The organism is Fimbriimonas ginsengisoli Gsoil 348 (assembly GCF_000724625.1).
GTDB classification, from domain to species: Bacteria; Armatimonadota; Fimbriimonadia; order Fimbriimonadales; family Fimbriimonadaceae; genus Fimbriimonas; species Fimbriimonas ginsengisoli.
Map to the genome: position 1 here is coordinate 4,921,658 of NZ_CP007139.1, position 21,099 is coordinate 4,942,756.

Consider the following 21,099-nt stretch of genomic DNA (forward strand, 5'->3'; position numbering starts at 1 on the left):
GGCGTTAGGGCGCTGGCTTTTCTTCGCGCCTTACGCTTCGCGCTTCGCGCAAAACGCCCAACGCCTTAACGCCCAGCGCCAAGGTTTTCAAGTATTAAAAAGCTTGACCATCCGGACGAGGTGGACACTGAAGAAGACCGTCTCCGTCTCCGACTTTCGGATCTTGAGCCAGTAGTTGTCCACCGCCTCCAACACGCCGACGTCCTGCCGCTCGGCGGTCGGCTGATTCGAATACACGCTGACCTTCTTTCCAACCAATTCTTGTAGCACGCTGTTCATCGCATTACCCTCCGAAAATCGTCTTGCCGAGGCTGCGAAGCTCGTCGGCCGCTTGAATTACCCGCTTCTTCATACCCGCCTCGCCCTTTTTGAGGAAGCTCCGCGGATCGTAAGTCTTCTTGTCCCCCATCTCTCCGTCGATTCGGAGCACGCCGTCGTAGTTCTTCATCATGTGGTCGGCGATCGGGCGGGTGAAGGCGTATTGGCAGTCGGTATCCACGTTCATTTTGATGACGCCGTACTCCAGCGTCTCGTGGATTTCCTCGATCGTGGATCCGCTGCCGCCGTGGAAAACCAGGTCGAGCTTCGCCGCATCGCCGTACTTGGCAACGACCGCGTCGTTCCCGTCTTTCAAGATCTTCGGCGTCAGCTTCACGTTGCCCGGCTTGTAAACGCCGTGCACGTTGCCGAAGGTCGCCGCCAGCGTGAACCGGCCCAGGTCCTTGAGCTGCTCGTAGGCGTAGAGCATGTCCTCCGGAGTGGTGTACAGCTTCGACGCATGGGCATGGGTGTTGTCGATACCGTCCTCTTCTCCACCGACGACGCCGGTTTCGACTTCTAGAATGAGCCCGAGCGGCGCCATCTCAGCGAGCAGCTCGCGGCTGATCTTCATGTTCTCCTCCATCGGCAGCTCCGATCCGTCGAACATATGGCCGTTAAAAAGGTTGCCGAGTCCCGCGTCCTTTCGCCGTTTGGCTTCCGCGATCAGAGGGCGGAGAAACGTGTCGACCTTCGCCGGCACGCAATGGTCGGTCGTGATCGCGATGTAAACGTCGAGCCGCTCGGCGATCCGGTGGATGTATTCCGCGAGCGCGATCGCGCCGAGCGCCATATTCTTCGCCGGGCCGCTGAAGAACTCTCCCCCTCCCGTGCTGATTTGTAGGATGCCGTCCGTCTTTGTTTCGGCAAATGCGGCGAGCGCGGCGCTCGCGGTGTTGGAAGAAGTGACGTTGATGGAAGCCAGCGCATAGTTCCCCGCTTGGGCGGCGTCGAGCAAGCGGGCGAATGTCTGCGGGTCGGGTACGGGCATTGAACGATAATAGCATCGCGTAGGGTTGAATCTTCCCGTGCAGGCCCTGAAGCGAATACTTGGGTTCGGAGTCGGGTTCGGAGCCGGCATCGCGGCGCTCACCGGCGCCACCTATCTCGTGTCCGGGATGTGGCTGCCGCTCGCGCTGAGCGTGCTCATGGCCGCGCTGTTCTATTTCTCACCCTGGATCACCTCCTGCGGGTTGGCCGGGCCGATGTCCACGGCGGTCCTCTTCGGCGTTTGCGCGGGCTGGTTGGCTACTTCGGGAGTCACGGCGCGGAAGATCGACGTCTCGTACTTCCCTAGCCTGGTCTTCACGGTTATGGCGATCCTGGCGGTGCTGTTCGCCTTTGCCAGCGTGATGGCGGTTCCCGCCAAGCAACGCTCGCCCGGATGGCCGCTTCTCACATTGGTGATTCTCGTCTCGTTAGTCGCGGCGGCCAGTTCGTCGGCCGGGAGCGCCGGGGTGATGTCGCGGTGGATCATGGCTCATCTCGGATTAAGCCGGACCGATACGGAAACCGCCGTGTACTGGGTCAGAAAGTCGATCCACTTCACCTACTACGGCTTCGTCGCCCTGACCGCGAGCGTCGCCGCCAAGCGGGCAAAAGAGCCGGTAGGCAAAGCGATCCTCTTCGCTTTCCTCACCGCCCTCTCCCTCTCCTCATTCGACGAGCTGCGGCAATCCGGTCTCGCCGACCGCACCGGATCGTTCTACGACGTCCTGCTCGACCTTTCCGGCGCAGCGACGTTTCTCTTCCTGACGAACTTGCGGTCAAAGCCGACGCGTCCCGCCGTTACCGAAAAAACACCCTCCCAACCTCGCAAGCCGCCGAAGCGGTAGCCACCGATGTGTCAAAGACCACGTCATTCGTCGCTGCGACCGATCCCTCCAGTCGCGCCGTCTGGTAGGGTCCCGCGGGAGCGGCGACGTTTCGGTTAACTGGCCCGACCCGTCGGCTGAAAACTGCATTGTTGGGTTCGTTTTCGATGTGGTTAGGTTCAAATCTGGGTTCGTTCCGTGGTTTTTACTTTTTCTGGTCCGAAGCTTTGGGTTTGCCAGCCACTTGGGAGACAGTACATTTTAGCTCATATATGTATCCTTTTGTCTACATATTAAGTCCCCGACACGATGCCATCGCGGCCGTTGGCGATAGGTATCTCGTATGAGGAGGGTGGGAGCTCCCGGTGACGCTCGGCGAGGGGGCTCCGCATCCTAAATCTCCCTAGGCCGTACACTAGGGTTATGAGACGCTTTGCGTTTGCACTGCTGCTAGGACTTGGCTCGATCGCCTTCGCGCAAGACGCGGGAACCAAGGTGACTTTCACCGGCCGCGCCGCGCGTGTCGAGACAATTCTGGCGGGGCTTAGCCAAGCGTCCGGCGTCAAGCTCTCCGCGTCCGCGCAAACTGCCGATGAGATCTTGATCGTCTCGGCCAAGGATGTTTCGCTCTCCGACCTAATGGCCCGCATCGCCACCGCGACTTCCGGAGAGTGGCATCAAACTGCCGACGGTTACCGTCTCGCTCAATCGGTCGGCGCGCGCACGCGGGAAGAAAACGAGTCGTTGAACGCCCGAGTCACCGCAATCCGCAAAGGGATCGCCAAGCATCTGCAACCCCCGAAAAAGAGCGACAAGAGCGAGGACCCCGAGGGGCCTCCAATGGAGATGTTTGGCGGCAACGATGCTTCGCTCTACCAGATCGTCGCCAAAGCCGACCTCAATGCGATCGCCGCCTTGCGGACAGGTGAGCGCGTCGTCTTCTCCACCAATCCGACGCGGACTCAGCGTCCGTTCGCCGGCAACGTAATCTCGCTCATCAACGCCTACGTGGCCGAGCACAACAAGCAGGTAAGCCAGCAGCCGGCACCGGAGCAGTCTCCTGAGATGGACAAGATGCCCGACTTCGTCAAGAAAATGATGGATCGGATGACGAAGCCGGTCGGCCAGGTCTCCAAAGCCCTGTTCGTCGTTTCAAGAATGGGTCTCGGCACCTTTGGGATGATGCAAGCCGAGCTGCGGCTTTACGACGCCCAAGGGAAGGTAGCGCTGACCACGCCGACCATGCTCGAATCGACCGATACGAGTATCAGCGAGATGATGCAGCAGATCGGCGCAACTAAGCCCGACCCCAAGAAGCCAAAGACCACGGCCACTCCAATCGACATGACCGAGGATACGAAGGCATTTCAAGCCGCCTTCAAGTCCTCCGGCATGAGCGGAATGCAAGGGTTGAAGATCCCAGCCACGATTCTCGACAAGCTCTATCGGCCCGACCAGTACGACCCGCTCTCGTTCTTGGCAACCGACGAGGTGCTCTCGCTGGCCAAGAAAACCGGCAAACCGGTCGTCGCGGTCCTTCCCGACGACATCGTTTCGCTCCTTTCGAGCGTCATGCCGAACCAGAACCCGACGGTAGAGCAATTTGAGAAGTCGCTGGAATCGGAGCGCGAAGCAAAGGTCGTCGAGGATCCGGCTTGGCTCGTCATCAAGCCGTCCCACCCGGCCGAAGCTCGCGACGCACGGATCGATAGAAAAGCATTGGCGCGATTGCTGGACGCCGCTCGAACGAAGGGGGTCGCCTCGCTGGACGACGTCGCTCAATACGCCTTGAAAGCTCCTTCGCCGATGGAAGGTGGACTAGGCAGTCTCTATGTGCTGCTCCTCGTGCCTGGAGCGTTCTCTCAAAGCTTGAGCGGCTTCACCAACTGGGAGATGCTCCGCTTCTACGGAACCCTCGAGCCAGTTGCCAAGCAGACCCTTCTTAACGGCGGACGCATCCCGTTCTCGGGCCTCACCGCCTATCAGCACGAGCAAGTACGCCGGATGGCCTACGGCGCCATGCCCTCTTTGGAGATCGAAGAGGCGGGCAAAAAGAACGATGGCTTTCCCAGCTTCATGCGCGCCTTTATCGGCGGCAGCGGCGACTACCGCGAAGAGCCGACCGAGCTCCTTCCGAACGGACTTCCGGGCGACGGCTATGTGGAAATGAAAGGAAGCATCGAACCCTACGCCTCCGCGGTAACCCCCGACGGAACCGTAACCCCGGCCAGCATGGCCATCCTAGACGCCGACATGCTCGCGATGTTCAAGATGCTTCGAGAAGACGCTAAGTTGGGTCCGATGGCCTCGATGATGCCGAACCCCGACAAGGTTAAGCTCGGCCAGAAGACTGTCATGGCCTTCACGTTCCAGGTCGCGCCCACCGTCGCCATGCACCAAACCTTGAACGACCACCAAATGGCCAAGGACGCTCAGGTAACGTCGATGGCCAACCTCCCCGACAACTTCAAACAACTGATCGCCACCCGCCAAGACGCTCTGAAGAAGTCCCCCTTCGGTTCCCTGATGGGCTTAGCCGGCATGGGGATGGGAGGTCGGACCGTGATTAAGCCGTGAGGGCGAGTTACGGTGTTGGGGTGTTACGGTATTGCGGTGTTGGGGCCGGTCTCGTGTGGACTGTGGCTTGTGACGTGTGGACTGAGCGAAGCATGAGACCCAGATGTCCCATTCGACCCATCAAAGAAGGTAAAGCCTCACACTAAGAACACCGCAACACCGCGCATGTACCCCCAAAGCCGCCGAAGCAATCAAGATCTGCCGATCATGTCGGCGGCTTCGTGCGTCCTCTGCGGGATCATTTTCGTCGCCTTGAACGCGAATTCCTCGGGCGGCTGGGCGGCCACCGCGAGATGGGGCTTGCTGCCTGAATCCGCGATTTACAAAGGGGCTTACTGGGCTCTCATTAGCTCGGCGTTCGTCCATGTGCAATTGCTGCACCTCTTGTTCAACCTCTCCTGGCTTTGGAGCCTCGGCGGGGCGTTGGAACGAACGATTGGACCATGGCGCTGGCTCCTGTTCCTCCTCACATCCGCCTTTGTCTCCTCTGGGCTTCAACTCGCCCTGGGGGGTATGGGGATCGGGATGTCGGGGGTGATCTATGCCATGTTCGGCTTCGCATGGGCGACCCGTCGCCGCTTCCCGGAAATGGCGATGATGGCCACCAAGGGGAATGTCCAGATCTTTGTCGGCTGGGGTGTGCTGTGCATATTCCTCACCTACACGCATCTGATGAATATCGGCAACGGCGCTCACTTCGGCGGCCTCCTATTCGGCCTCGCCGTCGGGGCGCTGGTCGACCATCCCAAGCTTCGAATCCCTGCCTCGCTTGGCTTGGTCGTTCTAACCGCCGGCGCCATCGTACCGCTCTACTGGAACCCGCTTTCGCCGCTATGGGCGGCTTGGAAGGCAGACGGAGCGTTTCAGCGGAACGACGTTCCCGAAGCGATCCGCTTCACCCGGATGTACTTGGATCGAGGAGGCGACGACCAAGAGTGGGCCTGGAGGAATCTCGCCATCGTTTACGCCCACCAAAAAGACAGAGCACATTTTCAGGAGGCGATCGACCATCTAAAAGCGGTAAATCGTAACGAAGCCGAGTCCCTCGCCGGAGACTACGACGCTCTAGGTGCTTCCAGCCCATAGCCTCCCGTGGCACGGGCGAGGCGCCTGGTGCCAGCCAGCTATTCGCACGAATCTTCCGTCCTGAGTTAACACAGAGGCACCAAGGCACGAAGACACAAAGATCCAATAGCTAGGAACTCCGTGTCTTTGTGTCTTGGTGTCTCTGCTTTTGTCTTTTGCCAGGGCTCGCCAAGGCAAAACTTGCAGGCATTAGGCGAGCCGTCCGTCCGAGTTGCGCTACGGACCGGGCTTGCCGCCCTTGGCCTTCGGCCGGACGTGAATATCGGTCACCGGCTCCGTTTTGGGGGTTGGCGGCAGCGCCACATCTCCAACAAACTCCCGCGGCTTCGCCGGAGCTTTCAATTTGCCTAACAGAGGCGGAGCCGCGATTCGACCGAGCCTTTCCGGAACCGTTCGACCGGCTTGCATCAGAGTGTTCTTATCCAAAAGAGCGCGGACCTTCCCGGTAACGCCCGGCCACCGGCCGGCCGGGCTGCAGGCGACGAAGGCGAAACCGCAAACGAGGGCCAACCCACGGCCGAAAGCGCGACGAAGACGCCTATCGTCGGCGAACTCCGGCCGGCCATCCGGCCGCGCGTCGTATCGCACGCATAGGTGCCCCTCTCCAGAGCTCTCCATAAGCGTCGCGGCCTCCACCGCCGACATCGCGCTGAGATTATGGACGTGCTTTTCGCACTTCCCGCAATAGCGGCGGCGGTCGTCCCCGTCGAGCTCCTCCCAAGTCTTTGGACACGGCGAGGCGACTCGTAGAGAGTGCAGCGACTTGCGATCGGGCTTCATAGTGGTTGAGTGCTCATTCGTCGGCGAGAGGGTTCAACCGTTTTTAGTTTTCGTTCGACTCAGCGCGTGGAGTTGACTCCCGGGGTACCACTGCGAGCTTTCCCATCATTTCTGAAGGCAAATGATCCGGATTGTTGAAGACCCGGCCGGCCGGCTCGCCGTAAAACGTCGACTGGACGAATCTAACCGCCATTTTCTGCCAGTCCGCCGCCGGAGCCCAAATGATGGTGATAAGGCCGGCCAAAACCCCCAAGACTCTCAAGAGCGGACGAGGAACCCGGCTCTTGGTCTTGGGCGACCCATCGCGTCGTACCGCGAATCGAACGCATACCGAGGCGTCTCCCCGCTCGAGCAAATGTGATACCTCGCGGGGAGTCATTTCGCTGAGGTTATAAACGTGTTTTTGGCACGAGTCGCAGAAGCGCCTCTGCTCATCTCCCGACATCCCTACCCACTGCTTTGGACAGGGAGACGCCACGCGAATACTGGTCAAGAGTTTCTTCGTTTCGCCCATTTGGTGCATGGGTGCCGAGCGTCGCAAGGAGGGTTCAACTCTTCCCGATCGCGAACTGAAACTCAGACGACGTATAGACTCGCGAGAATTACGACGATGACCAAGCCGCCGGCGAGGCCGGCGACCACGTCGGAGAACCAGTGGGCGCCCATGTAGATCCTGCTGGCGGCAACAATCACCGGCAGGATGGCGAGCGGGATGAACAGCCCCAACCTCAGAGGAAGGTTCTGAACATAAAGGAAGACGAGGAACGCCAAGAACCAGTACGTGGCGCCGGAGCCCATCGAATGGCCGGAAGGATAGCTGTGCCCCCACCGCGGCCCCGGCAGAATTCGGACTTCCTTCTCCCCCGGCCGCTCGCGATCGAAGACGTTTTTTAGGGCGATGTTGATCGGCAACGCGCCCAAGGTGGCGAACTCATAGATGCCTGCCCGCAGAAAGCCGGTGAAGTACGCCACCACGAGGGTGACGAACGAGACGACGATCACCATGTGCCCGTCGCCGATAAAGGTCGCCCACCGGGCGGCCTTGTTCCAGAACGGCGTGTTGACCACCTGAAACGCCTTCGTCACGCGCAGATCGAGGATAAGCGTGGCCCGAAGGCGCACCAAAACCGATATCAGGATCAGGACCGCCGTTAGCGACGCCAGAAAGGCGATCGTCTGCGGGTAGAGAAGCCGGGCGAACCTCTCGGGGGTCAGGTTGAAGTGGTGATTCAGATGCAGGGCTCGCATCCATCCTTAGACCACTCCCGACCGGTCCTAGATCGCACCGAACAAAACGGTTCGATTACACATCCGACGTTTGAGTGCAAAATCTATCCCATGGCTCTGCCGAGCCCCGTCGCCAGATGTCGGTGCCGGTTCCGGATCGCGATCAAGTCAAGCATTGGGCTATCCAGGCCGTTACATTCTTGATCGTCTGCTACCTGATCTACGTGGTCCGAGAGATCTGGCTCCCGCTGGGACTCTCGTTTCTGATCGCGACGGTGCTCGACCCGGTCGTGGACCGGATGGAGGCGCGGGGGTTTAGCCGGGCCATGGGCTCGGCAATTATCTTCACGTCGTTCCTTCTCGGGCTGGGGGTTACTCTGTGGTTCCTCATCCCGGCGATCAGCCGGCAAGGTGGGGAGATCCAGGCGTCCTTTGCCAAGTTCTTCCCCGACATGTCCCCGAAGGGGATTCAAGCCTCGCTTCAAAAGCTGCACACGCCAGCGGCGATGCTCGGAGTGGCAACCCAGGCGTTAAACGGTCTACGGGGCGGCTTTGAAAGATCCTCGACCTGGCTCACCTCGTACGGAATGCAGTTTCTGAGCAACTTGATCTGGGTAGTCATCGTCCCGATCGTGGCGTTCTACGCCCTTCGCGATTTTCACCTGATCCTCGGCAAGGGGCTTCTCCTGGTGCCGAAGGATCGCCGGGGTTCGGTTCAAACCTACGTTGCCGAGGTGACCGCGATCTTTGCCAAGTACCTGCGCGGCCTGATGCTGGTCTCCATTCTCAACGGCATCGCAACCTGGCTCTTGCTCATGGTGTGCCATGTTCCGAACGCGCTTCTCCTCGGCGTGATCGCGGGAATCCTTTACTCCGTGCCGTACATCGGCGCTCTTCTTACCATCGTGATTACCGCGGGAGTCTCGTTCATCGCCGGTGGTCCGACTTACATGGCGGAAATCGTCGGCGTCAGCATTCTGCTGCACCAGATCATCTTCGATCAGATCATCTCGCCCCGGATCTTAGGCGGGCAAGTCGGCCTGCACCCGATTCTGGCCATCGTGGCGTTGTTATCCGGCAACCTCCTGCTCGGGATCATCGGAATGATTCTTGCGGTGCCGATCGCGGCCTGCATCCAGATCGGCGTCCTCGCGCTGATACCGAAGCTCGGTCAAGACATCGCGATCGACCATAACGCCAGCGCGGCCTCCGAGTCGTTACTGGCGACAGAGATCGTTTCACGAGAGGCGACCGCGGCGACGGACGCCACCGCAGACCTTCACCAATCGGTACAAGACGCAGTCGATAAAGTCGAACGTCAAATAGAGATCGATCAGGTCATCGCCGACTCGGCGGACGAGGTCACGGAGTAACCGCAGCTTCGCGAAGAACGGGCCGAGCCTCCCACGTCACCTCGGCCTCAACCACCGCCTAGGTTTGGTGACGCATATTGCATGAGCTCGGAGCTCTTCGGTGGCAAACCACTCAAATGCCGTCTCCCCTCCTCTGGGAGCCGTTGGATTGTATTTCTCATCGGAGAGGACGCGGAAGGATCTCAGGTGATGCCGCCCCGGGTCGCAGACCCGGGGTATGAAGCAGCAACGCCTCCCCGACCCCGGCAGGCGGTCGCAGACCAAACCCTGCCGTTAGGGCGCCGCTGGAACCCTTCATAGCTATACCAGCGCCCCAACATCCAGTAACCTAACGCGCATGCTAGTTCCAAGCAAGGAGGAGTTCCTCGCCAAGACGGGGGGCACGCGCCCGATGGCGGTGTATCGCGATATTCTCGCGGATGTTGAAACACCGGTGAGCGCGTATTGGAAACTGGCCCACGACCAGACTTTCAGCTTCCTACTGGAGAGCGTCACCGGCGGCGAGCACCTCGCCCGCTATTCGTTCCTGGGAATCCGGCCCCGCAGCGTTCTGAGAATCAAGGACGGCGAAGGAAGGCGGGAGACGAACGGTTCGATCGACACCTTTACGCTCGCCCAAGGCGAAGATCCGCTCGACGCTCTCAACCGTGAGATGTATCACAAAGACCCGGTGCCGGTTCCGGGCTTGCCCGCTTTTGCCGGCGGCGCCGTCGGACTCCTGAGCTACGACATCGTCCGCTACTTCGAACGGCTTCCGGATTCGACCGAAGACGACCTCCAGGTAGACGATCTGGCAATGATGCTCGCCGACACCGTGGTGATCTTCGACCACGCGAAAAACATCATCCGAGTTCTCGTGATGACGGATGGAAGTTCCGAGTCCTATCTCCGGGCGACCGTCGAAATCGACTTCATCCTCTCTCGTTTAGCCGAGCCGCTTCCCTCCCTGCCCAAAGGTTCGTACGAAGTCGAGGAGCCCAAATCGAACGTCACCCAGGAACAGTTCGAAGGAATGGTCACCCGGATGATCGAGTACATCAGCGAGGGAGACGGGGTTCAGATGGTCCCCGCCCAGCGCTTCTCGACCCGCGTCAACGCCCACCCGTTGACCGTGTACCGGGCGCTTCGGACGATCAACCCGTCCCCCTATATGTTCCTCCTCCGGTTCGGCGATTTCGACCTCGTGGGAGCTTCTCCCGAGCTTTTGGTTAGTCTGCATGGGCACACCGCCCGCGTCCGCCCGATCGCCGGGACCCGCTGGAGAGGCAAGGACCAAGACGAGGATCTCGCGCTCGAGAAAGAACTCTTGGCCGACGAGAAGGAGCGGGCGGAGCACGTGATGCTTGTCGACCTCGGCCGAAACGATCTGGGACGGGTCTGCGAGTACGGCACCGTACGCGTGAACGAGCTGATGGTGATCGAGCGGTACTCGCATGTCATGCACATCGTCAGTGACGTCACCGGCAAGCTGCGCAAAGAGAAAAGCGCCTTCGACCTATTTCGGGCAACCCACCCTGCGGGAACCGTTTCCGGCGCCCCCAAGGTCCGGGCGATGGAGATTATCGACGAGCTGGAGCCAACCCGGCGGGGCAGCTACGCGGGCAGCGTCGGCTTTTTCAGCCACACCGGCGAGCTCGACACCTGCATCGCCATCCGCACCATCTTCATCAAGAACGGCATGGCCCACGTCCAAGCCGGCGGCGGCGTCGTATACGACTCCAATCCCACAAAGGAATACGAGGAGTCGAAAAACAAGGCGAAGGCTTCGCTACGTGCCATCGAAATGGCCCAACGCGGCTTGTAGTCCCCTCTCCCTCCTCGGGATGCCCGTGCCCGAGGAGGGAGAGGGGGTTGGGGGTGAGGGAGCTACGTCCGAAGGACGTGTAGCCGTGGGTTCCGTGCCCACGCCTGGCGTACCAAAGGTACGTCAGGATCATCGGCGAGGGCGCCGACGCTACTAGGCTTCGATCCCCATTTCGTCCAAGAGCCGCCCGAGCAGATCGTGGTCGTAGCGATCCATCTTATCCGCTCGGTTCGACTCCAATTTCGCCTCTTCGGCAAGGTCGCTTTCTTCGAGCAGGATCCCGAGGAGGCCGTGGTACAGGTGCTTGGACGGGTCGAGGTCGCTGGCGAGGCGAACCGCCTTCACCGCCTCTACCTGCCGACCGGCGCGCCAAAAGGCGACGGCGGCGCGGACATAGAGGTGATCGTCACCCGGAGAGAGCTCGATCGCGGCGCGTAGCGAATCGAGTGCCCCGTCGTACTGCCCCATCGTGATAAGCAGGTCGCCGATCCAGTAATGGTAAAACGCGTCGTCCGGCTTCAGCATCACCGCCTCTTGGGCGGCGGCAAGGGCGCGCTTGGGTTGGCCGGCATCCCTCAGGGTCTCCGCCAGCTTAATCCGCAGGTACGGATTCGAAGGCTCTTTCGCGACCGCGCTTTCCAGCTTCTCGATGGCATCCCGGAATCGCCCGTAACGCTTGTAGATCTCGGACATGCCGACGACGGGCTCGACCGCATCGCTCTTGGCCCGAAGCGCGAGCTGGTACTGCCTTAACGCTTGGGGCGCCTGGTCCGCATAGTCGAGGGCGCCCGCAAGATCGACGCGGGAAGCGATGTCCGTGGCTTCGCGCTGCTCGACGGCTCGCTTGAAGTGGCGGACGGCGGCATCGGGATCTCCGTCCGCCAACGACTGTCGACCGAGCGCGTCCGACTCCTCGGCGGTCTTTCCCTCTTTCGGCCGCGGCTTTTCGTCCACCGTCAAGTCGGTCGGCTGGACCACGGCGAAGAGGTCGGCGATCGTTTTGTAGTTCGGCTCCATCAATGCTTTACCGTACGCATTCCGCGTCCCAAGTCGTTCAATGCGGTATCGGTTTGCACAGGTCGAATCGTAATGGTGGCGGGATAGCTGCTTCCGGAGACCGGCAAGGTGGTGATATCCAGCCGGCGCGTGCCCCCTGGCGCGAGCCGGTACCGGGCGATCCGCATCTCCTCTTTCGGCTGCAGGAGCGGCGTGCGAATGACGCTGCCGTTTAAGAAAAAGAGGCCGCCACTATAGCCCGCGCTCGCCTCGAAAACCACCTCGACGTCCGTCGCCTCGCTGGTCGGGTTCTGAAGGGAAGCTTTGATGTTGTAGATGACGCCGAAGTTTCCGTCCAATTGCGATCCTTGGTCCTGGCGGATGATCGCCCGCTGGCCGATACGGCAATAGCTATACCGGCCGCCCACTTCGTACGACATCTCCTCCGACTTGTGGGGATTCGGATAGACGTGCTCGGAGATCTCGTAGGGAGCGCGGTCGAAGTCGTTAATCGGGGGACAGCCAACCTCGCGCCACGGGGTCGAAGATTCGATCGCCGCCCGCCAAGCGGCGTCGATTTCAAAAGGTGGCCACGAATCCGTTCGGACGAGCAGCGACTCCGGACCTTCGAGGAGTCGCAAGCCGCAGAGCCCGCTGGAGGTTTCGCCCGGGTTGAGGCGTCGAAGCGAAATCGGCAGGGTCGCATGAGGAGGAATGACCACCACTTCCCCGCTCCCGATCATCCAAGCGCGGAAATACTGGTCGGCCGCTTCCAACCCGGCTCGCACCGGATTTCGGTCCGGCTTGCTGTCGCCCGGGACGACGACGACCTTTGCCGGATCGTCGGAACTGTTCACCACCTGAACGCGGATGTACATCGGTTGGGTCGCCGCGTTGATGTGGTGGTACAAGAGCCGCGCCGGCTGATCCGTTCGCAAGGTCGCGGAGAAAAGCGGCCTCGCCTGGGTCACGACCTCCGGGCTGTTGGAGTACCAGAGCTCCGCATCGGGGCGTCTCGAAACCGGCAGGTTCTTCACCTTCAGGGTCACCATCCCGTAGTTCGGGAAAGTGTCGGGCGCCTCGGCGCGAACCCGGATGTTATAGGTGCGAACATCCCCCGTTCCAAGTTGCCCGGTGGGTGGGAGCTGGTAGGAGAATTTAACGCCGCGCCGTCCTTGGAGCTGAGTACGCAAGGTGCAGGCGAGCGCGCCTTTCACCGAGCTTCCGGCGGCGGGTATCCCCACCACCTCGGCGCTCATCGACTGCGGGAACTCGGCCGCGAACGGCCGGATCGTCACGTTCAAAGGCTGAGTCAAACCGCCCGAGCTGACGACCACCGAAGCCATGCCTGCGCGCAACGCGCGAATCTGCATCCCGTCCGGCGTCCGTCTCGCCTCCACGTACTGATTCCCGTTGACGCTGAGCTGCGCCTCATCCGATTTCGAGCCGACGATCCGCACGTTGCGGACGGCTCCGACCGGAACCTCGAGCTCGGAAACGCTCAGTTTGAGTGGGGGCAATTGAAGCGCTTGGCGAAGGTTGGACGCCCATTTCTCGGCGAGCGCCATCGCGGAAGTCCCGGCTTTTGAGGCGTCGGCGCCGGTAACGGTGATCACCGAAACGTCTCCGACCATCACCAACACGTCCAACCCTTCCTTCTTGACGGAAACCGAGCCCCGGTTGGTAGGAAGCCCATCGAGCGCGGCTGCGACAAGCGAGGCTCGCATCGAAGCGTCGAGCGATCCCGACGCGGCCTTGAACTGCATAACGGGCACTCCGTTCACCCAGAGCGCCGCCCCCCTGGAGTGGAAAGAGTCCGCGAAGGCACTTCCGAGGAGCGCAAGCAAGAGAAGGGGAGGCGTTAACGCCCTCAAAAAACGAAGCATAGGCGGCTCTGTAAGGATACCAGGTTAGATCCCAAAGTCAGTCGTGGCACTGGCTTCCAGCCAGTGGGTCCCAAGGGCTTCCAGCCCTTGGCCCATTCTCACAACCGATGCGGTCGTGGGGTTCATCGGCTGGGAGCCGATGCTACGTTCACACGACCAGGATGGTGGTGATACACATGGGCTGGAAGCCCATGCCACGGGCCGGTAAACTTCGACCAGAAAAAATGCAACCTATCCACGCGAAGAACTACATCGATGGCCAGTGGCAAGAGGCTGGGCAGGTGTTTGAGAGTTTGAATCCGGCGAACCGCCGGGAGACGGTCGGAACGGCTCCGCTGAGCCAAGCGGCCGATGCCGACCAGGCGGTCGCCTCGGCCAAACACGCGTTTGAGAGCTGGCGCGAGTTGAGCTGGGTAAAGCGCGCCGAGTACATCGACGCCTTCGCGCAGCTCATTCGCCGCGATATCGAGGAAATCGCCGCCCTCGTCACCCGCGAATGCGGAAAGCCCCTGAACGAGGGACGGGCCGACGCCGTCGAGGCGCTGCATATGGCCCAGTACGTGGCGGGGCTGGGCCGGATGCCGAACGGCTACACCGTCAGCTCCGAGATCTCGGCCAAAGACGCTTTCATCCTTCGCAAGCCGAAGGGGGTCATCGCCTGCATCACGCCATGGAACTTCCCTTCCGCGATTCCAACCTGGGTCATTCTCCCGTCGATCCTGGCCGGGAACACCGTGGTGTTCAAGCCTGCGGAGCAGACGCCGATCGTGGCGCATAAGTTGATGGAGCTTTTCCACGAAGCGGGGCTGCCGGCGGGGGTCGTCAACCTCGTCCATGGCACCGGAGAGGACGTGGGCGACCCGCTGGTCAAGCATAAGGACGTGGCCGGGATCCTCTTCACCGGCTCGCGAGCGGTCGGCAAATACATCCAGCAGGTTGCGGCCGGCGACGCTTATAAGTTCGTCGCCACCGAGATGGGAGGCAAGAACGGAACGATCGTCCTCGAAGACGCCGACCTCGATATCGCGGTCAACGCCTGCGTCTTGGGCGCGTTCAAGACCTCCGGCCAGCGGTGCGTCTCCACCAGCCGGATCATCGTCGACCGCAAGCTCGAGCCGGAATTCACCCGCCGTTACGTCGAGAACGTCAAGCGGATCAAGGTCGGCAACGGTATGCAAGACGACATCTTCATGGGCCCGCTCATCGAAGAGGGCGGTATCGAAAAGTGGAAACTGCATAACGCGAAAGCGCGGGAAGAAGGGGCGGAGGTGCTCGTCGACGGGCAGGTTCTTACCGAAGGCGAGCACGCCTGCGGGAACTTCGTCTCCCCGTTCGTGTACCGGTTCGACGGCTACAAGCGGAACACCTTCTGCCTGCGAGAAGAGGCGTTCTCCCCGCACGTCGCGATCATCCCGGTCTCGGGAATGGAAGAAGCGGTCGACGTCTACAACGACACCGATTACGGCCTCTCGATGGCGGTGATTACCGAGGACTACCGAAAGTGGCGCTGGGTCCGGGACCATGCCGACTACGGTCTCGGCTACGTGAACCTGCCGAGCATCGGCGCCGAAGTCCACCTTCCGTTCGGCGGCGTGAAGGCATCGGGCAACGGCCATCCGGGAGCGGAGGGGATTCTAGAGTCGGTGACCCACCGAGTCGCGTTCACCGTCAATCACGCCCGCGAGATTGTCATGGCCCAGGGTCTATCCACAAAACTATAAGGAAATACAACGTTCGGCCCGTTCGCGACGCGAACGGGCCGAACGTTGCTCATGTTAGTCTGTGCCCGGCAACTCGACATGTTTCAGACCCAAAAACGGGTCGGTGTAGTCGATGTGGAGGATCGTTTCGAATACGGTTCGCTTGGCCTCGGGTGCCGTGATCGGCTGCTTCAGGCTGGCGAGCCACATGTGGATCACCCCTCGAACGGCGCCCAGGTTTTCGTCAGTCTCCAGTTGTAGGAGGCGTTGACCACGTTCTTTCGGGGTCGCCAGTTCGGGAGCGCCGATCGAGCCGCGAGCGGTCGTCGGATTCATCGGCTGGGCGCTGATGTCGAATAGCCGCTGAGCCGACCACCGGAAAAGCCTCTCGGCTGGGTCGAGATTGGTCGGAAGTGGGACGAGGGCGTTTGCCGCCGGCGTCGCCAGGATTGGAGCCTCGACCGCTGCCTTCGATCCCGCCACGCCCCTCCCAATCCCGAACGGCTGAGGATGCTTCGCGATTTCCGACTGGTGCCAAGCCCGCACTTCTTCCGGCGACTTCTTCGCCATCTCGAGGCTCAGTCTCAGCTCCGGCAGCAGCCTCGAGGGCTCGTATACGCCTGGGAAAGCATCCACGACCGTGCCATCCGGTCGGAGGACGTAGAGGCAGGTATTTCCGCGAAGGGTGCGATGTAGAACCTTGCCATCCCCACAATCGATAGTGACCTTGGCGGCCTCCCGAACGAGTTCCCAACTCACGATCGCGTCCTTGGTAATGGCTTGGAACTCCGGATCTTTCAGGAGGGTGGCGGTCAGCGTGCGGGTGTTCGTGCACGCCATCGGGTCTCCCGGCTTGCCGAACGATTGCAGGTGAAGGATTGGCTTCCCCTCTTTTGCGGCCGTCGCAGTCGCGGTGGCAAAGGATGTCTCCCAGCGAATCCCGTTCACGACGAAGGGGCGAACCCCGTGCGCGGAAGAACCCTTGAGACCAAGACCGGTTCCGGTGACGGCGAGAATGGCAACGAGCGCAAGGACCTGCTTCATGAGACTCTCCTACCTATTCAACCGACTGACGAACGCCCGCTAAACGCGTTACGGGAGATTGGCAAGGGAGTTCCCTTCATGTTTGGCCGACGGTGAACCGACGACGAAGCTCGGCCCGTTACTTGAAGGCGAAGCGGGAACCCGGGGACTCGAGAGCGGGTGAAGCGCTCGGCAGGGTCAAACGACGGCCAAAGGCTGCAGATCGCGCTTCGGCGCGGTCTCGGGCGGGTCGACCCACAGACCGTCGGCCTTGAGAAGGTTGATAAGCTCCAAAACCCCGTCTTCCTGCGGAATGCCGTTCTTCACGATGTTCCGCTTCCGATACAGCGTGATCTTGCCCCCGGCCGCCCCTACGTACCCGTAGTCGGCGTCTGCCATCTCCCCCGGGCCGTTGACGATGCACCCCATAACGGCGATATCGAGCCCGACCAGGTGTCGGGTGGCTTCGCGGACCTTGTGCAAGACCGTGGGCAGATCGAACTTCGTTCGCCCGCACGACGGGCACGCGATGTACTCGACTTTTGTTTTTCGAAGGCCAAGCGCTTGGAGGATGTCGTAACAGACTGGAATCTCGTTCACTGGGTCTTCGGAGAGGGAAACGCGGATCGTGTCGCCGATCCCCTCCATCAGCAGGGTCGCGATGCCGGCGGTCGACTTGATGCGGGCGTATTCTCCGTCGCCGGCTTCGGTAACGCCGAGGTGGAGCGGATACGCCATTCCTTCCTCGTCCATCCGTTTCACCATCAGGCGGTTTGCGGCGACCATGACTTGGACCCGGCTCGCCTTGAGCGAGATGTTGACGTTGGTAAAGCCGTACTTCTCGCAAATCCGCAGATATTCCATGGCCGACTCGACCATTCCGTCCGGCGTGTCGCCGTAGGTGACTAGCATCCGTTCGGAGAGGGAGCCGTGGTTCACTCCCACGCGCATCGCCCGCCCATGGAGTTTGCAGGCCTCGACGACGGGCGCAAAGCTCGCCTCGATCGCCAGGCGCTCCGCCTCGTGCTCCTCGGGGCCGTACTCGAGTTGGTTGGTCAGCTTGCGAAACACGAACAAGCCCGGATTAATACGGACTTCGTCGACATGTTTCGCCGCTTCGATGGCGATCGCGGTCCCCTGGTGGTGCACGTCGGCGGTTAAAGGCACGTAGCCGTAGCGCTCATTAAGCTTGGAGCGAATCTCGGCTAGGCATTGGGCTTCGCCAAGACTGGGGGTGGTGACCCGCACCATCTCGCACCCCGCCTGATGCAGTCCGATGATCTGCTCCACGCACGCCTCGACGTTTCGCGTCTCCTCCGTGATCATCGATTGGACGACCACCGGGTGCCCGCCGCCGATAGTGATGGGGCCGACTCGGCAGGGGGTCGTCGTTCGCCGCGGATACGTCGTGTCGAGACTCATAAGTTCACGGGTTCCTACGGCCATTGTGACACCCCTGTTTGGAGAGAGAGCCGAAAACGGTCCTAGGACCACCGGAACAAGGATCGAAGGTGGCGCGTCGCCCTTCCAGCTACTCGGGTGCGATCCGGTGGCACTTGACACTCAGGGGCTTCGCGCCCCCTCTATTTAGCTTGGGAGGTTTGCCGTTCCATGAATAAGGAAACGGAAAATGCGTCCGATCGCCACACTCTGTCCCGCCGCGACATCCTCGTCGGCGCGGCCGCGACGACATTAATCGCCACCGCGCCGGGCGCTGCGGCGGCGTACCGGCGCAAAGGGAGCTTGGCGCCCCCGCCGGCCCCGATGGCCAATGCGCCTCTTCGCCGCTATATGGCGGCGTCGGCGATGCTTGGCGACGGCAGGGTGCTCATCACCGGTGGGTACGACCGGCCATGGTCGGACTCCGGCCCGCCCTCGGCGCTCAGCTCGGCGATGATTTTAGATCCTGGCAGCGGCCAGCTGGTCGGGGTGGCGCCGATGTCGGTTCCACGTGCCCGCCATGCCGCGGTCGCGCTTCCGGACGGTCGCGTCGCCGTTCTCGGTGGCGTTGGAAATCGGGCCACGGCATCGGTGGAGATCTACGACCCCAGGACCGATTCCTGGCAGGTCGGAGAGTCGCTCGACCAGCCGCGGTACGACCACACCGCCGTATCGGATGGCCAGAACGTTTACATCTTGGGAGGCAGCTCTCAATCGATGGTGTCCGGTATCGAGGTCTACCGGCCGCAGCGTCTATCGACGACCTCCCCTACCCCGTAAGGAACGAGGAACCATGCCGATTTACATGAACTTACAAGGTATCGAAGGCGATAGCACCAGTGAGCAATTCCGGAACTGGTTCGAGGTGTCGTCTTTCAGTTGGGGAGAGACGCAAGCGGCGTCTCAATCCGGAGGAGGAGGGGGCGCCGGCAAGGTCCACTTCCAAGATCTCAATATCACCAAACGCGCGGGCAAGGGCTCGCCTCTGCTTATGCTGGCGTGCGCCAGCGGACGGCACCTGCCCGCCGTTCAACTTGTCGTCACCAACGCTCACGGAAACCATGACCGGGTCTTCGAACGATTCACGTTGACGGACGTGCTCATATCGAGCTACCAGATCGAGGGAGATTGGGCGAGCAATCCCACCGATTCGCTCTCGCTCAACTTCGCAAAGATCCAGTTCGAGCAGGCGGTCGGCCGAGGAGACGGCTCCGTCGACTTCCAATCGGCCTCTTGGGACGCCAGGGCAAACAAGGGCGGCTAGTTAGTAGACCTACGTGGCTTGGGCATTCTAAGTCCAGGCCACGTAGCCATTAGAAGTGCGGCTACCGCAAAGCTCACGTCGTCTCACCCGCAATGGATTAGCCGCGACGCTACGACTCCCCTTCCGTTCCCGTGCCGTTGGTCCGTCTTCTCGATCCCGAAGAGCATTTCACCCTAGGCTACTTCTGCATCCGTTAGAATATTAGAAAGTAGTTGCAACCGGCCTTGATTTACTGGTGTAACCTTCATTGTGGCGCTTCAAACTGGAAGGCGCACAGAGTCCCATAGGAGGGAATTTAATGAAGAAGCTTGTTGCTCTCGGTGCGGCGATGGTGGTTTGTACCTCATCTTTCGCAAATATCATGACCCTTGCATGGACCGCGTCCATACCCAATACTATGACGGGGCCAATGACGGTTAAGATCACATCGGACCACGATGCCTACGTCCTTCAACAGGTCACTGGCATGGGACCTGCCTACGCTCAGTACGTCGACTACGCTACGGGAAGTGTCGCTCCCACCGGCATCGTCGGTACGCTTCATGGCTCGGGTTTCTCTTCGGCGGTGCCATCCGACATAACCCTGGCGGGTACCTATCGAGTAATGCTATGCCAGCAGTCCGGGCCGAACGGGGTCCTTATCGGGGGTTTTACTCAGACGAGTACGGCTTCCACGTTGGCCTGGACGAAGTTGATCTCACCGACCGGTTCGATCAATTTCTTTCCTCTGGGTATCGAAGCGGGACATCCGGCGACCGGAAACCCCTATGTATTTGCCGCATGGGCCCTTTACGACACGTCCACCTATAGTTTCACCGGCTATACCGTTGCGAAGATCGATGCCACTAACGGAACGATTCTGGCGCAGGAATCGGGGCCGCAAATCGCCGGCACATACAGTCCTCCTCCATGCAATCAGACCTACAGCGCCACCAGCCCTCCGTCCCAGCGTGTCTACCAGCAGGCGAAAAAGATTATCTATGTGAATAATAGCGACACCGTTTACCTGGTGGGTCGCCTTAACACCAGCACCGGGCCTTTGGCGTTCCTGTCTCGATGGTCGGGCACTGGTACGACTACTACCGATGTCGGCCTCACCGGTGGGGCAAGCCCGAACTGGTTCAACGCCGTCGACGGCGACGGCGTCAACGCCTACTTCGGAGGTATCGGTTGGGACTCGCACGACTTCCCCAGAACGTATTGGGGTTCGGCCTCACCTACCGGCGCCGCCAGCGCCGTTCTTGTCAGCCCCATTTACAGCCCTCCGTATCCTTTAAACAACGACGAGTGCGTAAGCCTCGCTTACAGCGTGGACCCGGCTAATAACCATGCCCACGTTCATATGGCGAGCTTCGCCTTGGGGCCGAACCTGGGCGCAACGAACGTCTATTCCTGGGACTTCGCTACGGGATACGACGGCATTCGCACCGGCGCGATCCCGACCAACACCACGACCTATCCCGGAGGATCCTTGATGACGATCGACACCCTGCACTGGAACGATCCGACCTATGGGTACAACGGAATCGACCTTTCTGGTTACAACCCGTCGACTTCGTCGCCACTCATCAAGGGACTTTACGACCCGGGTCTGTTTGACGTGATCAACCCGATCCTGCCGCTGACACCGCGATCCTTCAAGGGATTCGCTTCCGACATGTCGGGCGCCTATCCCGGCGTCTTCGTCCTTTCGACGAATACGATGGGTAACCCGATCTTGTTGAAGTACAACTAAGATCGGTCCTTGGCCCCCGAGCCGCCGCGCGCAGGCTTTCTTGCGCGCGGCGGCTCTATAATCCTCACACCGTCTC

Annotated in this window: 18 protein-coding genes; 9 read left to right on the forward strand and 9 right to left on the reverse strand. The window is 60.9% G+C overall.

The annotated features are described in order from the left end of the window. Nucleotides 1-87: 87 nt before the first annotated feature. Together OP10G_RS22210 and fbaA are read right to left on the reverse strand one after the other, a co-directional pair. On the reverse strand, nt 88-279 hold the full coding sequence (locus tag OP10G_RS22210; RefSeq protein WP_025228233.1) for a hypothetical protein: 192 nt from the start codon (nt 277-279) through the stop codon (nt 88-90). A 4-nt stretch (nt 280-283) separates the two neighbouring features. After that, a complete protein-coding gene (fbaA, locus tag OP10G_RS22215) occupies nt 284-1,309 on the reverse strand; it encodes a class II fructose-bisphosphate aldolase (RefSeq protein ID WP_025228232.1) in 1,026 nt (341 codons plus the stop codon). 25 nt (nt 1,310-1,334) lie between these two features. Between fbaA and OP10G_RS25360 the strand changes: the two genes are divergently transcribed. From OP10G_RS25360 to OP10G_RS25365, 3 genes are all read left to right on the forward strand, one after another. Beyond that, nucleotides 1,335-2,153 carry a VanZ family protein gene (locus tag OP10G_RS25360; RefSeq protein WP_025228231.1) on the forward strand — a complete coding sequence of 273 codons (819 nt, stop codon included), beginning with the start codon at nt 1,335-1,337 and terminating at the stop codon, nt 2,151-2,153. Nucleotides 2,154-2,555: 402 nt separating this feature from the next. Then, nucleotides 2,556-4,709 carry a hypothetical protein gene (locus tag OP10G_RS22225; protein ID WP_025228230.1) on the forward strand — a complete coding sequence of 718 codons (2,154 nt, stop codon included), beginning with the start codon at nt 2,556-2,558 and terminating at the stop codon, nt 4,707-4,709. A gap of 207 nt (nt 4,710-4,916) precedes the next feature. Further along, nucleotides 4,917-5,795 carry a rhomboid family intramembrane serine protease gene (locus OP10G_RS25365; RefSeq protein ID WP_227625007.1) on the forward strand — a complete coding sequence of 293 codons (879 nt, stop codon included), beginning with the start codon at nt 4,917-4,919 and terminating at the stop codon, nt 5,793-5,795. A gap of 216 nt (nt 5,796-6,011) precedes the next feature. Here the strand turns inward: OP10G_RS25365 and OP10G_RS25370 are convergent, their stop codons facing one another. The 3 genes from OP10G_RS25370 to OP10G_RS25380 form a co-directional block, all read right to left on the reverse strand. Next, nucleotides 6,012-6,575: a hypothetical protein gene (locus OP10G_RS25370; RefSeq protein WP_025228228.1), complete on the reverse strand. Its 564-nt coding sequence runs from the start codon at nt 6,573-6,575 to the stop codon at nt 6,012-6,014. Between the two features lie 43 nt (nt 6,576-6,618). After that, nucleotides 6,619-6,954 (reverse strand): hypothetical protein, encoded by a 336-nt coding sequence (locus OP10G_RS25375; RefSeq protein ID WP_144241315.1) that lies wholly within the window; start codon nt 6,952-6,954, stop codon nt 6,619-6,621. 197 nt (nt 6,955-7,151) lie between these two features. After that, entirely contained in the window at nt 7,152-7,823 is a 672-nt protein-coding gene (locus OP10G_RS25380; protein WP_025228226.1) for a phosphatase PAP2 family protein, read from the reverse strand. Nucleotides 7,824-7,897: 74 nt separating this feature from the next. On the opposite strand from OP10G_RS25380, the gene OP10G_RS22250 reads away from it, so the two are divergent. Together OP10G_RS22250 and trpE are read left to right on the forward strand one after the other, a co-directional pair. Continuing rightward, nucleotides 7,898-9,175: an AI-2E family transporter gene (locus tag OP10G_RS22250; RefSeq protein ID WP_144241316.1), complete on the forward strand. Its 1,278-nt coding sequence runs from the start codon at nt 7,898-7,900 to the stop codon at nt 9,173-9,175. A gap of 337 nt (nt 9,176-9,512) precedes the next feature. After that, nucleotides 9,513-10,979 (forward strand): anthranilate synthase component I, encoded by a 1,467-nt coding sequence (gene trpE, locus OP10G_RS22255; protein WP_025228224.1) that lies wholly within the window; start codon nt 9,513-9,515, stop codon nt 10,977-10,979. A gap of 153 nt (nt 10,980-11,132) precedes the next feature. Here the strand turns inward: trpE and OP10G_RS22260 are convergent, their stop codons facing one another. Next, a complete protein-coding gene (locus OP10G_RS22260) occupies nt 11,133-11,996 on the reverse strand; it encodes a tetratricopeptide repeat protein (protein WP_025228223.1) in 864 nt (287 codons plus the stop codon). Then, entirely contained in the window at nt 11,996-13,861 is a 1,866-nt protein-coding gene (locus OP10G_RS22265; RefSeq protein WP_025228222.1) for a hypothetical protein, read from the reverse strand. Before OP10G_RS22265 ends, OP10G_RS22260 begins: the two co-directional genes overlap by 1 nt. A gap of 224 nt (nt 13,862-14,085) precedes the next feature. Between OP10G_RS22265 and OP10G_RS22270 the strand changes: the two genes are divergently transcribed. Next, the gene (locus OP10G_RS22270) at nt 14,086-15,582 is read left to right on the forward strand and encodes an aldehyde dehydrogenase family protein (RefSeq protein WP_025228221.1); all 1,497 of its coding nucleotides are present in this window, start codon (nt 14,086-14,088) and stop codon (nt 15,580-15,582) included. A gap of 54 nt (nt 15,583-15,636) precedes the next feature. Here the strand turns inward: OP10G_RS22270 and OP10G_RS22275 are convergent, their stop codons facing one another. Together OP10G_RS22275 and ispG are read right to left on the reverse strand one after the other, a co-directional pair. Beyond that, entirely contained in the window at nt 15,637-16,605 is a 969-nt protein-coding gene (locus OP10G_RS22275; protein ID WP_025228220.1) for a hypothetical protein, read from the reverse strand. Nucleotides 16,606-16,782: 177 nt separating this feature from the next. Then, complete coding sequence (gene ispG, locus OP10G_RS22280; RefSeq protein WP_025228219.1) at nt 16,783-18,006, reverse strand: (E)-4-hydroxy-3-methylbut-2-enyl-diphosphate synthase; 1,224 nt, start codon at nt 18,004-18,006, stop codon at nt 16,783-16,785. Nucleotides 18,007-18,195: 189 nt separating this feature from the next. Here ispG and OP10G_RS22285 point away from each other — a divergent pair, with 189 nt between their 5' ends. The 3 genes from OP10G_RS22285 to OP10G_RS22295 all read left to right on the forward strand — a co-directional run bounded on the left by OP10G_RS22285 (nt 18,196) and on the right by OP10G_RS22295 (nt 21,023). Continuing rightward, complete coding sequence (locus tag OP10G_RS22285) at nt 18,196-18,804, forward strand: Kelch repeat-containing protein (RefSeq protein ID WP_025228218.1); 609 nt, start codon at nt 18,196-18,198, stop codon at nt 18,802-18,804. 25 nt (nt 18,805-18,829) lie between these two features. Continuing rightward, nucleotides 18,830-19,288 (forward strand): Hcp family type VI secretion system effector, encoded by a 459-nt coding sequence (locus tag OP10G_RS22290; RefSeq protein WP_227625008.1) that lies wholly within the window; start codon nt 18,830-18,832, stop codon nt 19,286-19,288. 409 nt (nt 19,289-19,697) lie between these two features. Further along, nucleotides 19,698-21,023 carry a hypothetical protein gene (locus tag OP10G_RS22295; RefSeq protein ID WP_025228216.1) on the forward strand — a complete coding sequence of 442 codons (1,326 nt, stop codon included), beginning with the start codon at nt 19,698-19,700 and terminating at the stop codon, nt 21,021-21,023. Nucleotides 21,024-21,099: the final 76 nt, after the last annotated feature.